9 protein-coding genes are annotated in these 14616 nt (G+C 50.7%); 6 read left to right on the top strand and 3 right to left on the bottom strand.

Translation table 11 applies throughout. The annotated features are described in order from the left end of the window. Positions 1–84 precede the first annotated feature (84 nt). Both AC1DF0_RS16640 and AC1DF0_RS16635 read right to left on the bottom strand, forming a co-directional pair. A complete protein-coding gene (locus AC1DF0_RS16640) occupies positions 85–957 on the bottom strand; it encodes a carbohydrate ABC transporter permease (RefSeq protein WP_477574672.1) in 873 nt (290 codons plus the stop codon). Positions 958–991: 34 nt separating this feature from the next. Further along, a complete protein-coding gene (locus AC1DF0_RS16635) occupies positions 992–1945 on the bottom strand; it encodes an ABC transporter permease (protein WP_442051245.1) in 954 nt (317 codons plus the stop codon). A gap of 146 nt (positions 1946–2091) precedes the next feature. Here AC1DF0_RS16635 and AC1DF0_RS16630 point away from each other — a divergent pair, with 146 nt between their 5' ends. From AC1DF0_RS16630 to AC1DF0_RS16610, 5 genes are all read left to right on the top strand, one after another. After that, positions 2092–3930 carry a sensor histidine kinase gene (locus AC1DF0_RS16630; RefSeq protein ID WP_477574671.1) on the top strand — a complete coding sequence of 613 codons (1839 nt, stop codon included), beginning with the start codon at positions 2092–2094 and terminating at the stop codon, positions 3928–3930. Further along, the gene (locus AC1DF0_RS16625; RefSeq protein ID WP_477574670.1) at positions 3911–5518 is read left to right on the top strand and encodes a response regulator transcription factor; all 1608 of its coding nucleotides are present in this window, start codon (positions 3911–3913) and stop codon (positions 5516–5518) included. The genes AC1DF0_RS16630 and AC1DF0_RS16625 overlap by 20 nt, the downstream gene beginning before the upstream one ends. Before the next feature lie 107 nt (positions 5519–5625). Next, on the top strand, positions 5626–7320 hold the full coding sequence (locus AC1DF0_RS16620) for a type 2 periplasmic-binding domain-containing protein (RefSeq protein WP_477574669.1): 1695 nt from the start codon (positions 5626–5628) through the stop codon (positions 7318–7320). Positions 7321–7453: 133 nt separating this feature from the next. Then, entirely contained in the window at positions 7454–7867 is a 414-nt protein-coding gene (locus AC1DF0_RS16615; RefSeq protein ID WP_442051249.1) for a VOC family protein, read from the top strand. Between the two features lie 251 nt (positions 7868–8118). Next, complete coding sequence (locus tag AC1DF0_RS16610) at positions 8119–9750, top strand: response regulator transcription factor (RefSeq protein WP_442051250.1); 1632 nt, start codon at positions 8119–8121, stop codon at positions 9748–9750. A gap of 81 nt (positions 9751–9831) precedes the next feature. Here AC1DF0_RS16610 and AC1DF0_RS16605 read toward each other — a convergent pair whose 3' ends face one another. Then, positions 9832–12555, bottom strand: coding sequence for an alpha-mannosidase (locus AC1DF0_RS16605; protein ID WP_477574668.1), 2724 nt, complete (start codon positions 12553–12555; stop codon positions 9832–9834). A gap of 250 nt (positions 12556–12805) precedes the next feature. Between AC1DF0_RS16605 and AC1DF0_RS16600 the strand changes: the two genes are divergently transcribed. Then, entirely contained in the window at positions 12806–14611 is a 1806-nt protein-coding gene (locus tag AC1DF0_RS16600; protein WP_477574667.1) for a sensor histidine kinase, read from the top strand. The last annotated feature ends 5 nt before the right edge of the window (positions 14612–14616 follow it).

Below are 14616 nucleotides of genomic sequence, written 5' to 3'. Positions count from 1 at the left end.
AGTCGACGAGAGCGTCTAGGCTCTTATTTGCACATATAAAAAGCCGTCCGCACCATGAAGGGCGGACGGCTGAGGTTGAACCTGTTATTCTTTTACCGCACCAATAACGATACCTTTAACGAAGAAACGCTGCAGGAACGGATAGACGAGCAGGATAGGCAAGGCTCCGATAAAGATTTGCGAGGCGCGGAGCGTCCGCTGCGACAGATTGGCGATAACGGCGGGTTCGAAGCTCGTCGTATTCCCTTGCACGATGATCGTCTGCATGAAGCTCGCAAGCGGGAGATTTTCCGATCCCTTCATATAAATAAGTCCGTCGAAGTACGCGTTCCAATGGCCAACCATCGTGAACAAGGCGATCGTGGCGATTGCCGGCAGCGAAATGGGCAGATAGATCGAAATAAAACTTCGAAAATGTCCCGCGCCGTCCATGAACGTCGCTTCCTCCAGCTCCTTAGGCACGGTGCGGAAAAAGTTAAGCAGCAATATAATGTTGTATACGGTGACGAGGACCGGAAGAATGAGCGCAAGCAGGTTGTTAATCAACCCGAGACGCAAGATAAGAATATAACTCGGAATGAGGCCGCCGCTGAACAGCATTGTGACGACGAAATACCAGAGATAGGCGTTGCGGCCGCGGAATACGCGGTTGTCTTTGGACAGCGCATAGGCGGCAAGCGAGTTTACGAGCAGTGCTAGCGCCGTACCGAATACGGTACGCTTGACCGAGATCCATAACGATGCCAAGAAGTTGGCGTTGTCGAATGTCTTGACGTAGGCCTCGACCGTGAAGCCGATCGGCCAGAAGGTGACAAGTCCGGCATTGGCGGGCGCGGTATCGCTGAGCGATACCATCAGCAAGTGGAACAGCGGGAGCAAGCAGCATACAGAGATGACGGTGAGTAAAATATAGTTGAATACGCTGAAAATGCGGTAAGGCAGCGTCTTGTGGTACATAAGCGTTCATCCTTTCAAATCTAGCAGAGTCGGTTTAGAAGATGCGGTAACCGGCGTATTTGTACGCAAGACGGTATGAGATAACGATCAAGACAAGGCTGATCATCGACTTGAACAGGCTGACCGCGGTCGCGAAGCTGAATTGTCCGCTTAACAAGCCTTCCCGGTAGACGAACGTATCGATAATGTCGCCCTGCTGGTAGATCATCGGACTGTATAGATTAAATACTTGGTCGAAGTTCGCGTTCAGCACGTTGCCGAGCGCAAGCGTAGCAACAACGATCAGGATCGGCACGAGCGAAGGAATTGTAATATGCAGCGTCTGCTTCAAGCGTGTAGCACCGTCAACTTCGGCCGCTTCATAGAGCGCAGGGTTAATGCCGGCAAGCGCAGCCAGGAAGATGATGGTGTTGAACCCGAATTCCTTCCATACGTCGCTGAAAATAATCGTTAAGCGGAACCAGGTACCGTCGCCAAGGAAGAAGATCGGCTTTTCCAATCCAAATACATTCGTCAGCAACTGGTTAACGATGCCGGTCTGAGCGAGCAGGTCGATCAGAATGCCGCCGAGCGTAACCCACGACAGGAAGTGGGGCAAATAAACGAGCGACTGAATCGAACGCTTGAAGCCCATATTGCGGACTTCGTTCAACAGCAAAGCGAAGCCGAATGGAATGATTAAGTTCATGATGATTTTGGAGCAGGCGAAGATTAAGGTGTTGCCGGTAATTTTCATAAAATAGTCATTTTCGAACATGTACTGAAAATGCTTCAAGCCGACGAACGGAGAATCGGCAAAGCCAAGCGATGCCTTGTAATCCTGGAAGGCCATAATAATGCCAGACATCGGCAGGTAGGAAAAGACGAAAACGAGCAATACGGCCGGCAGCACCATCAGATGCAGCACCCACGGTACCCGGTAGCCCTTTCTTTTTCCCGTTTTACGGGCGGCCCCGAGGTTAGCGTCTTTCAAAGTCAATTGTTCCATAGCCCTCTCCCGTTCAATAAAAAATTTATTTGTATATGAGGTGTAGCCCTGCTATATATAATATCAACGCGTACGATCAGCGAACTATAAGACATTATTAGGATCGATAGTGTTTTGTTAGGGTTATTTCCTAGGGGGAGAGAAATATGAAGCGGGGTTCAGTCATCGGTTATCTAAGAAAAAGGATGGGAGCCAAGTTCAGCTTGTTCGCGAAAATGAACGGATTGATCGTCATCTTGTTCATTCCGATCACCATTCTTTTTACTTACTCCAATGGAGTTGCGTCAAGCGTCATCGACAAGGAGCTGCAGGCTTCGAACATTAAGCAGCTGTCGTTCCTCGCGAGTCAGATCGATTCGCGGATCAGCCAAACGATGGACTTCGTCCTGACGTTCTCCAGAGATCCGAACGTCCGCAAGTTCAACGGGCTTAACATCTGGGACGATCAATACGACCGGATGCAGACGAAGTATGTCATACAGGAGAAGATGATGCTGCAATCGGGCGTCATGAATATATGGCCGGTCAAGTTCACCGTCTACTCGCAATTGCACAAGGAAGCGATCTCGAACGCGAGCAGCATGGCTGTGTATGACGAGGATTACTTGAAGAGAAACGTAACCGGCAGGTGGAACTACGGCGACGGAAATGACGTCGCTCCTGGAGGGACGAAGGCGTTCCATTGGTTTTATACCGATTCATTCGGTCAGCAGGGCGCGCTCAAAGGGAGCAATTTGGTCGTACAAGCTACCTTCGAGCATGAAAATATTCAAAATATGCTCGATACGTACAAAGCGGGCGGGCAAGGCGATCCTTTGTTTTACCGCAAGGGAGACGCGCCGATCCTTAACCGCAGCGCCGACGAGAAGCTGACGAACGAGCTTGTCCGGAATCTCGATGACAGCACTCTGAAGGATACATGGCAAGAGGTCATCAAGCTGAATGATCAGCGTTATCTGGTCAGCGCCGTGAAATCGCTGAATTTGGATTGGTATTTGGTCGATCTCGTGCCGCTTGAACAAATAACGGGGCCGATCTCGACAAGCCGCAATCTGTTTTATTTGGCGATGGCGATGCTGTTTGTCGTTGGTCTATCGTCTTCCGTCTTGCTTTACCGCAACGTGCAGCGTCCGATCCGCAAGCTCGTCCGCGGTTTGCAGAGCGTTCAGCGGGGCGATTTCTCGATACAGCTAGATTCGAACGTTAATAACGAGTTTTCGTTTTTATTTTACCGGTTCAACGATATGTCCCGGCAAATCCAGAGCTTGATCGAGAACGTGCTGAACGAGAAGCTGCGATCGCGCGAGGCGACGCTGAAGCAGCTTCAAGCACAGATTAATCCGCATTTCCTGTATAACTGCATCGGCTACATGATCAATATGGCGCAAATGAAGGATGACGAAGCTGTCGTATCGATGGGGCATAATTTGAGCGCCTATTACAGGTACATGACACGGCTTGAGAAACCTACCGCATTGTTAGGCGACGAAATCGGCCTGATCAATAATTATTTGGATATACAGAAGCTGCGCAACGGCAGAATTCATTACGATATAGCCATCCCTGAAGAGATGCTGAAACAGCAGGTTCCGCGGCTCCTGCTGCAGCCGATCGTCGAGAACGCCGTCATTCACGGCGTAGGCAAGTCCTATTCCTCGGGCGAGATCCGTATCACCGGCGAAATGGAGAAGGGCTGCTGCAAGCTGTATGTCGACGACGACGGTCCAGGCATGGACATGGAGCAGCTCGAGACGCTAAACCGCAAGATGAAGGGGCCGCTCGAAGAGGATATGGGCTACGGTTTCTGGAATACGAATCAGCGCATTATCCATCTATTCGGGGACAAGTCTTCGCTGAGTTTCGCGCATTCAGAGCTGGGGGGACTGCGTGCCGTTATCGTCTGGGAGCCCGCCCAAGGAGCATTGCAAAGCAAACAAACGAACAACCTAAAAGGAGAACCGCCGCATGCAAATGATCATCGTTGACGACGAAGCCCACTGGGTAGACAGCCTGTACGCAACAAAGCCGTGGCATACGCTCGGCATCGAACAGGTTCATAAAGCTTATTCCGCGCATGAGGCGCTGCAATTATTGGAAACTCACCCGATMGATCTCGTCCTATCGGATGTTCAAATGCCGGAGATGACGGGAATCGAGCTTATAGCCAAAATCCGCGAAAGAGACCCGAAGATCAAATGCATCATCCTCTCCGGGCACTCTGATTTCGAATACGCGCAGGAAGCGCTTCGTCATCAAGCGGTTAATTATTTGCTGAAGCCGCCGACCGATCAAGAGCTGCTCGACGCGGTGTCTGCGGCCATTGGCCAATTGAAGGCGGAGTGGGAGAGCATCAGCTCGAGCGAGCGGACCGAATTCACGCTACGGGAAAACTTGCCGATGCTGCGAGGCCAATTGCTGCTTGGCGCTTTACGCGGAGAGCGGCAGTCCGAAGCCGACTGGAACCGGAAGCTGGACAGCTACGATTTGCCGTTCTCCTTCGGGGAATGCGCGCTTCTTCTCGTTCGGATGGAGGAGGAGTTCGGGCAGTACCGCAACAATGGCCAGCAGCTGATGGAGTACGCCATTATTAACATGGCGGAAGAAATACTTGGCGAATTCGCGAAGGTGTGGGGCGTCAAGGACGACCATGGCTATCTCGTCTTCCTGCTCCAATTCAAAGAGCCGTACGACAGCGCTCTGAAGGATACGATGCTCGAGAAGTCCGCCATGCAGCTCCAATCGAAGGTAAAGCAATTTTTGAGAGGTTCGTTGTCTATCGTGACGACGGAGCCGTTCCTATTTCCCGATAAGCTGTCTGATCGTTACCGGCACGCTGTTGCATATTTCCGCCAAATCGTCGGCGACGAGCGGGAATTCGTCATGCGGGCTGACGATTTGGAGAACCAAGTGTCGCATGGCGCGCTTGATGCGATCCATGCTCCTCCTGCTTTGCGTAACTTACTTGCGGCCGGCCGCTGGGAAGCGGCGGAGCAGAAGCTGGGTGAAGTATTCGCGGAGCTGGACGAGAAATGGTCCGATTCGTGGGAGCACTGCCTGGAGGCGGGATATATCATCGCATCTTCCTATACGCACTATGCCCATCGCAATGGACATACGTTAGCCGGTCTATTGGGCGATCATATCGAACAGCTGCAGAACGGGGAGGCGTTCTCCTCGATCGGCAAGCTGAGGAGCTGGGCGCTGGGCGCCCTGGACCTGCTGGACAAAGGTACGTCCGAAGAAGTGAAGGACATCCGCTCCGTCTATGTGAAGAAGATTCAATCGTTCGTTGAGGCCAATCTGCATCTTGACGTATCGCTTCGCGCGCTTGCGGACCATGTCAATCTGCATCCCACGCATCTCTCGAAGCTATATAAGATCGAGACGGGTGAAGGCATCAGCGATTACGTATCCCGGCTGCGCATGGAGACGGCTTGCCATCTGTTGCGAACGACCGACAAGAAGGTATACGAAATAAGCTCGGAGATCGGTTATTTGGATCCCGCCTACTTCATCAAAGTGTTCAAAAGACAATTCGGATCTACGCCGCAGGAATTCCGCGAAGGAAATTAACAACATGACAGAGTCCTATGGAAACTAACAAAATCCTATAGATGACCTCCTAGTTGCGCCTGTAAAGTAACACTTGTAACCAACTTACACCATAGGGGGAGAATCAAATGGGTAATTTCAAAAAGCTATGGCTGCCTCTCATTGCGATCGTGATGGTCGTATCGGCTTGCAGCGGCAATGCCGGCAACAACAATGAGAACAAAGGCGGAACGAGTTCGGAAAGTCCGGCTGCGACGGATTCGGCGACGAAGTCCGAAGCGGATCTCGCATTCGAAAAAGGTAAATATGATCCGCCGATTGAAATCAGCACGATCATTATGCCGAAGGAATATACAAAAGGCGAGACAAAAGAAAACAACGTGCATGACCGCTGGATGCTGGAGACGCTTGGTATCAAGCACAAGGATACGTGGTATCCGGCAGGCAGCGACCAATACAAGCAACAGCTTCAACTGGCGTTAACGTCGGGAGAGAAGTTGCCAGACTTCGTCATGGTGCCTACGGACGCCGTACTGACGAATCAACTCATCGATTCCGGTCAATTCATCGCGATTGACGAGCTGTTCGAGAATTACGCGAATGAAACGTGGAAAAGCCATGCTGCCGTGCATCCTGAACTGTGGTACCCGTTCACGAAAGACGGCAAGAAATGGAACCTTCCGATCATGGAATACACAGACAACGATGATACGCTTCTATGGCTCCGTGAAGACTGGATGGAGAAGCTGAATCTCGAAGCGCCGAAGACGATCACCGACCTCGAGAATATCATGGATAAATTCAAAAACGAGAATCCGGACGGATTGGCTGCAAAAGACGTATATCCGCTCGCAATCTCGCTCAAAAACAATACAAACACATGGATGGGCGGACTTGACTGGCTGTTCGGCGCTTATGGCAGCGTGCAAGAGCAATGGAACAAGGACGCAAGCGGCAACTTAGAATACGGTTCGGTTAATCCGGGAGCGAAGCAAGCGCTCGCTAAGCTGCAGGAATGGATGGATAAAGGTTATATTCACCCCGATTCCGCACTTTGGGATGAAGGCAAATCGGCTGAAATTTGGACCAAAGGAAACGCGGGCGTATTGCCAGGCGCGAACTGGGTACCGGATTGGCCGGCTCCAGACCTTCTGAAGAACGTAGCTGGTTCGAAATACAAAGCGTATCCGATCCCTGCAGGACCTGATGGCTTGATCGGCACAAAATGGCAAAATTCCGGCGTCAACAGCAGCTTCATGATCAACAAAGACGCGAAGCATCCGGAAGCGATCATTCTTTATTACAACACACTGCTCGACAATCTAGCCAACCCGGCAGTAGGCAGCAAATACGAATATGGCTTCGCTCAAGGCTACGATTGGGATGTAATTGACGGTCAGCCTACGAATGACAAAGAAAAGATCAAAGACTTCTTCGATGCATTCCCTTATATTACAGGTCCTGCACGTATTCCTGATCTGTACATGAAATCGCTCGTGAAGCTGGCAGACGGCGGTACGCCTGAGACGCCTTACGAGAAACAGCTTGCTACGTTCCGCAAACCGGAGAACTGGTATGCCGCGAAGGTCGTTATGTCTCAAATCGATATTCGCAAGCAAAACTATTTCACGGGCGCAGCAACGCCAACGATGATCGAGAAATGGAACTTGCTTCGTCAATCCGAGCTGGAGACGTTCAACAAAATCATCTACGGCAAACTGCCTGTTGATGCATTCGACGAGTTCGTTGCCAACTGGAAAGCGAATGGCGGCGAGCAAGTAACGAAGGAAGTAAATGAGTGGTTCAAGTCGGTATCGCAATAGGAAGTTCGAGTTCGAGAACCCCGTCTCCCAAGTGGAGAAGGGGTTCTTCACATTCTTGAGCTTATTGTCCCGAAATATGCTAAACTCTAGTCGATATTCAATAGACGAGCTTAGTCGAAGAGGAGCGATACAGATGGCCAAAGAGTTATGGCTTAGCCTTCCAGTGAAGGATCTGGCGAAGTCGAGACAGTTTTTCGCCGAGCTCGGATTTTCTTTTCATCCCAGACACGAGGGCAGCGACGCAATGGCGGGGTTGATCATCGGGGACAAGCAAGTGATGGTCATGCTCGTTCCCGAGACGACGTTCAAGCAATTTACGAGCCACGATATCGCTGATACGGAGCGCGGCAGCGAAGTGCTGATCTCTTTCGATGCGGAGAGCAAGGTAGAGGTCGACGAGCTGCTTGCAAAGGTCGAACGCGCAGGCGGCGCGATCTACGGCAAGCCCAGCGATCAAGGCTGGATGTACGGTGCGGGCTTCTCCGACCTCGATGGACATCGGTGGAACGTACTGTATATGGATGAAAGTCAGATGCCGAAGGTCTGAGTTTGACAGAGTTATCGCAATAGTAATAGACGAACACGTCTTTTCTTTCGAGGCGTGTTCTTTTAACTTTTTATAACCGCTTCAGACAATCGTTGCATCCAAATGTCGCTGTAGATATACGGGAATTTAAAACACCCCCATAAAGTTTTCTTTTGCCCCCGTGCAATCCAAAATACAGTCAGTTAGTATGGAGATAAGCTATTCTATAAATAATCCGACTATGTAAATGCATACTAAGGGAAGGTGAGATAATGCTGCGTGCGCTAATTGTGGATGACGAGTTCGAAATCCGCGAAGGTTTGCGTAACCGCTTTCCATGGGAAGCCTACGGCATCGAAGAAGTATTAACGGCTGATGACGGGGATACGGCGCTCATGCTAGCGCTGGATAAGCGGCCTGATCTTATCGTGTCTGACATCAAGATGAATCGAATGTCGGGAATCGAGTTTATACGTTCTTTGCTGCCTGTAGAGGACTATCATCCTGAGGCCATCGTAATAAGCGGCTATGATGATTTTGAGCTTGTAAGGCAGGCGCTGCAGATTGGCGTGCTGGACTATATTTTGAAACCGATTAATATGCAGGAGCTGGAACAGGTCGTTCGCAGGACGATGGAGAAAATTCATCAGAAGAGGATGGATCTGCATAACGAGCAGCTGCTTATTAATCAAGTGAAGTTTGCAATTCCCAAGATGCGCGAGGAACTGCTGAGGGAAATGGTGGAGAAGGAATACGATCCCTATCGCGAATCGAGAAGAATCCATCGATTGAAGTCATTGAATCTCGATTGGATAGCAAGTGGGCAGCTTACGTTAATCGTTATTGAGGCGGATGATTTGAAGGCGATCGAGAATCGCCGCACCAAAGAGAAAGAACTAATATTGTTCGGAATCGGCAATGTCGTTAATCAGACGCTGGAAGAGGAATATCCTTACTCGTCCGCGCTTTGTATGGATGGAAGCAACAGGTGGGTTATCATCTTAGGCTGCTCTCGTCCCGAGCACGCGGAGCTTAGTCCGGGAATCGCGCAGCTATGCATCAAGCGAATCAACGATTATGTGAAGGTAAAGGCGAGCGCCGGTATTCCAACAGCGATTTGCACGTTCGAGCATTTGCATGAGATATATGTTGAATCATTGTCCGTTCTTGAGCAGAAGGCCGTTTATGGCGGCAACCGAGTGTTCACGGTACAGGAGAATTATCCCGAGGTCGAAGGTGCCGATCTGTCGCTTGCCGAGCCGGAGGAGGTGCTTGATCTCGTGAAGTTCGGTTCAGATGAGGAAATTACGATGGCGATGGATCGATTTGAAGCCATGGTACAAGCTTGGCAATTCACTCAATTGCGCGATATTCAGCAAAAAATATTCGAGTGGTTGTTCGAAGTATTCCGCAGAGCCGCAGCAGCGGGAATGCCGAACAAGCATTGGGGAAACAACCCCATCGCGGTATGGGAGCAGCTGGAGCAATACGATACGCTGCAATCGCTTCGCGTGCAGGTGGAAATATTCCTGAAGTCGATAGCGGACGACTTCCGCAAGCTGTCCTCGACGCCTAGCCAGATCGTATATGAGGCGGAGAAAATTTTGCAGCGCGACTATGCGGAAGGGCTAACGCTGCAAAGCGTGGCGACTGCCGTTCATGTTACGCCGGTATGGCTAAGCAAGCTGTTCAAGAAAGAGAAACGCCAGACATTCCTTGAATATTTGACCGATATACGAATCGAGAAAGCGAAGGAAATGCTCGGCGACATTAAGTATAAAGTGTATCAAATCTCGTTCCAGGTCGGCTACAAGGATCCGGTTCACTTCTCCAAGCTGTTCAAGAAACAGGTCGGCTGCACGCCTAAGGAATATCGGCGGCAGAGAGGGATTAACGACGAATAAACAAACCTTAGATCACCCGCACAAAGAAGCAGCCCCCAAGGTTCAATTTGCATGTCCTTGGAGGCTGTTTTTTAATCTATTTTATTTTGAAGGAATGCCGATCGTCACGATTTTGAACCCTTCGACTTGAACGGTGTTCGCAATCTGCTCGGATGGTTTTTCCTCGAGAATATTGCTCACATAGCTGTTGTCGGCGGAGTCAGGATGAATGGCAAGACTCGTCGTGCTGCCGGACAGATTGTACCAGCGCACCATTTGATCGCCGCGTTCCTCGTTGATCTTGAAGCTAGAGAAGGCAAGGCCATCGCCGCTCCACTTCAGGAAATGCTGTTCAATCGGGAGCTCGCCATCATGCATCTTGCTACTAAAGGCAGTCATCGGAATAGGGAAGCGGTAGGCTTCGCGATAAGCAGAGAAACGTTCTTCTGCGCCGCCGTAAGGAATGATCATCCATTCGGCTTCTTGCAGGCCGATGCACTGAGCGTCAGGCGTATGGAATACGCCCCAGTCGCCAAGCTCGCCAACCGAGCGAAGCAGCGTGACCGCAAGCGTATTGCGACCATCCTGCAGTACCTCGTATTCGTTTAGTCCTTTGCCTGCCACAGTCAATCCGCGATTGTTGTCATGCGTATCGATAAACGTCTGCATGTGCTGAGCGTTGCTTGGATTTTCCCATTCCTTCGACGGCACGTTATCACGTTCTGCTACCTCGAAGATCGAGTCTGCGAAGTGAGTTGTCGCCTTTGTATCGGAAGGCAGAAGGACGCGAATGCGGTGGTCCTTCGATTGATTGTGAATGGTCGCATGGACACGGACGCCTTTGCCGGCTTGTTCCAGGCTAATGCGAGTCACGATCCGCAGCGGTGCAAGCTCGCTCGATCTGCCAGCCTTGCGCTGGCGGAATTCGACCATCGCATTGACCTCTTTAGCGAGTTGCTCATCTGCGCTCGCTGGAATGGAGAGCTCATGGACAACCTCGATCGTCGCGCGATAAGGCGTATCTTCAACAATAGCAATAGAAGAGGCTTTAACGCCTTTGGTCGTAATCGCAATATCGCCGTTCGGCTGCTTGAAAATATATTCGTTGCCGATGTCGCCGACGTTCTCGTAATGGCCTAGGTTCGTATATTGCTGCTTGTTCAGCTTGTCATAAAGCGAGTAGCTGCCGTCTTCTTCGACCGTTACCTTAAGGAGGCTGTTCTCGAGCGTTCTATCATCCTTGACTAAGGATGTAGGTTCAAGCTCGCCGGAATGTTCTGATGATATCCAAGCAAACGTCGAATATCCCATTGCCGGCATCGTGCCTGTCTCGAAGGTGAGGCGCATAGCGCGTGCCATGTAAGGCTGACGGAACTTATCGCTTGGCAGCTCATAGCCGAACCTGACGCCAAGATCCTCTGCCGTGCAGGCGAGCCGTTCGCCGGCTGTGTTCACTAGATACCCGCGTCCATGCGTTCTTGCTCTAACGATGCTGGCGATCTCGATTGGATCTTCGCTTTGATTGAAGAAGCGGTGCGACCATTCGACCTCGGTCGTAATGACGCTAGACCCTTCATAGCCGCTCGTGTTGAATACGACAAGCGGAGCTGCCGCTTCACCGTAAGACGCGAAGCTAGACGTATCGATCTTGCCGCTAATGAACCTGGCGCTCTCCGTCGTTAAGGCTTTGCCGACCTCCATGCTTTTCGCGAAGCGGATCTTCATCTCGTGATACACTTCGTCGACGCTGCAGCCGCAGATGCTGTCATGCGGATGGTTCTGCATGAGCGTCTTCCAAGCGTATTGAAGCATGCCATGCGGATACGGCTTGCCTAATTGGTGGGCGATCGCGGCAATCGGTTCTGTTACTTTCTCTAGCAGCGTTTGGTTTTGTGCATTGAGCTGCTTAATATAGACGCGAGCTGACGCCGTATTAACGAGCGAGTACCAGCCGTCTGTCTTCTGACCGCGTAGCTCGCCGCGCGTCAAGCTTAGGTTCTCAGGCAGCTCTGCTTGCACGGCTGCCACGTAATCGTCATAGTTCGAATGGACGAACTCGTATTCAGGGAACAGCTCTCTTGCGACGCGGAGCGCCTCGGACAGGTTCGTCTGTACCGGCTGATGGTCGCAGCCGTTCATGAGCAGCAGATGCGGCGTCGATGCGAACTGCTCCGCTCTTGCCAGCCGGTGCTCCCAGTACCCCTTCGCTTCAGCCGGATCGACGGGAATTTCCATCCCGTTGTTGTACCAGTTCGCGAACAACAATCCGAGTACCGTCGAGCCGTCGGGGGACTGCCAGAGCAGCTCGGAATAAGGCGACTCAAGCGAAGGACCTTCTTCGACCCGATTGTTGAAGCCGGTAGCCTTGACGCCTCTGCCGAATACGGCAGTGCCGATGCCGGCTTGCTGCAGCAGCTGCGCGGCCTGGCCCATGTTGCCGAATGAATCAGGGAAGTAACCGAGCTTCGAGATCGGACCGAACTTCGCTGCGTCGCGGTGTCCGATTTGCAAGTTGCGAACGTTGGCTTCGCTGCTCGTAAGAAATTCGTCCTGGAGAATGTACCAAGGCCCGAGAGAAAGCTTGCCTTCGTCACACAATTTCTGAATGATGTCGCGCTTCTCAGGATACACCTGCAAATAATCGTCCAGCACAATCGTTTGTCCATCTAAATAAAAGCTGCGGAATTCGGGATCGTTCTCGAACGTCTCCAGCAGCGTGTCCATTGTTTCGATCAGCTTCACGTGATGGGCTTCATATGGCATATACCATTCGCGATCCCAATGGGTATGCGATATGACGTGTACAACCCGCTTCGATGCAGTCATTGTTGTTCCTCTTTTCCATGAAGGTTAAGTGTTACGGAACTAGTGTAAATAATCGGCCATCACCGAACAATGAGAGAATAGCAAACTTTAAGGGGGATTGTTGTCGCCTTCCTGTAAGAGAGGAGTGAGCGGATGTATGAATGTGAAAATAAGCTTGCATGAAAGCGTTTGTATGATTAAAATCGAGGACGAGCATGTTCAATCGATTATTGAATGCTAAAGCTACAATGAGGCAAGGAGGCAGGCACTTGTGAAAAAAGTATCGTTCCGATTGGCATCATCGTTTCGTAATCGAATGATCCTTATTTTTCTTGTCATTATCATCGTGCCTTTCCTGCTTTTCGCTTATTACGCTCATATTAAGTCCATAGAGGGCATTTCCAATACGAATACGAAGATGACGATGAGTTATCTCCAGCAAGCGAAGAAAAACTTCGAAATTTACTTAAACAGGCTAAACGAGCAAGTGAATGAGGTTATCGGGGACAAATCCGTTCAGGAATTGCTGGAGCGGGAGCCAATTACCGATAAGGATGAAGAGGCGTTTGCCGTCAATATGGTCAATGCGGTGCACAACGCAACACAAGTCATTGACGGCTTCCGCGTAAAGGTATATCCGATGAATCCGGCCAAATTCCCTAATTACATGAGAACAATCGACGAGTCGAGGCGCATCGGCGACGAGTATTGGTTCCAGCGCTCTCGGGCTACGGTAAGCCCGACCTGGTATTTAACGATGCCAAGGCAAGGGAAATACAGCAGGCCGCTGCTGACTTATGTCAAACGATTTTCCGGATTATACGATCAGAAGTTAAGGGGTATTATTGCAACGGATTTATCCGAAGATTATTTAAAGCGGTTTTTCTCGCCGTCAGACCAGCTTCAGGATCAGAAGATGCTGCTGATTAACGAGAAAGGGGTCGTCCACTATGATTCCTCGGTCAATCAGTGGACGGGAAAGGTGTTTCCTTCGKCCTCGTTTATTGCAAAAATTCAAGGAAGCGAATCGGGTTCAGAGTCGCTTACGATTGAAGGGCAGACGTTTCTCGCAACGTATTTGAACATGGCGAACCATCCTTGGACGATTGTAAGCTTAACGCCGCTGCAAGAGCTCACGAGCACGATCGACGAAATTAATCGGATGCTGGTCTACTTCCTCATCATTTATTTAATTTGCGGATTTAGTGTGGTTGTATACATTACCGCAACGTATACACAGCCGATCGCTCATCTCGTTCGGCTGATGCGAAGACTCGAAGCGGATAATCTTCATTATTTGCTGCCTTGGTCGTCGCGCAAGGATGAGGTCGGGTGGCTGTACAGAGGCGTTGCCAATCTGGTTTCGCGTATCGAAGGGCTCATTAAGGAAGGAGCGCGCGCAGAACGGAACAAGAAGGCGCTCGAATTCCAAGTGCTCAGTCATCAGATCAATCCTCACTTCCTCTATAATACGCTCGAGTCCATTAGATGGAAGGCAGAGAATCATGGTCGCAGCGACATCAGCGAAATGGTGTCGTCGCTTGGCAATCTACTGCGGCTTAGTTTGAATCAAGGCAAAGAAATTACGACGCTGCGGCGCGAGATCGAGCAAGTAAAGGCTTATGTGTCGATTGAGCAAGCCCGGATGGGCAAGACCGTACGTATCTTATACGCATGCGACGATACGATAATGGATTCGCCGTTCCTCAGACTGTTGCTTCAGCCTTTGGTCGAGAACGCGATTCAACATAGCGTTCGTGACGATTTCGATAAGGGCAAGATTATGATTACGGCTGCCAAGGATGATGAGGATCTCGTACTTGTAATCGCCGATAACGGGAAAGGGATCCCGCAGCATGTGCTTGATCAGCTCGAGCAAGAAGAACAGCCTAGCGACCAATACTCGCATGCGCGCAGAGGCGTCGGGCTTCGCAACGTCAATGACCGGTTAAGGCTTTATTTTGGCGATAACTACAAGCTTCGTATCGAGACTGGACCTGAGATCGGCACCAGGATCACGCTTCGCCACCCGATACTGCAAGAAGGCCAGGAACTGGATACAATCGGAAACGGATAGAGCCA

This window comes from Paenibacillus sp. 05T425, from assembly GCF_056396205.1.
Note: the sequence above shows the minus strand (reverse complement) of the source record. Positions and strands in the feature narration are given on the sequence as shown.

Coding starts and splice junctions, on each gene's coding strand:
- AC1DF0_RS16640 (WP_477574672.1), bottom strand. CDS start 957: ATGTACCACAAGACGCTGCCTTACCGCATTTTCAGCGTATTCAACTAT.
- AC1DF0_RS16635 (WP_442051245.1), bottom strand. CDS start 1,945: ATGGAACAATTGACTTTGAAAGACGCTAACCTCGGGGCCGCCCGTAAA.
- AC1DF0_RS16630 (WP_477574671.1), top strand. CDS start 2,092: ATGAAGCGGGGTTCAGTCATCGGTTATCTAAGAAAAAGGATGGGAGCC.
- AC1DF0_RS16620 (WP_477574669.1), top strand. CDS start 5,626: ATGGGTAATTTCAAAAAGCTATGGCTGCCTCTCATTGCGATCGTGATG.
- AC1DF0_RS16615 (WP_442051249.1), top strand. CDS start 7,454: ATGGCCAAAGAGTTATGGCTTAGCCTTCCAGTGAAGGATCTGGCGAAG.
- AC1DF0_RS16610 (WP_442051250.1), top strand. CDS start 8,119: ATGCTGCGTGCGCTAATTGTGGATGACGAGTTCGAAATCCGCGAAGGT.
- AC1DF0_RS16605 (WP_477574668.1), bottom strand. CDS start 12,555: ATGACTGCATCGAAGCGGGTTGTACACGTCATATCGCATACCCATTGG.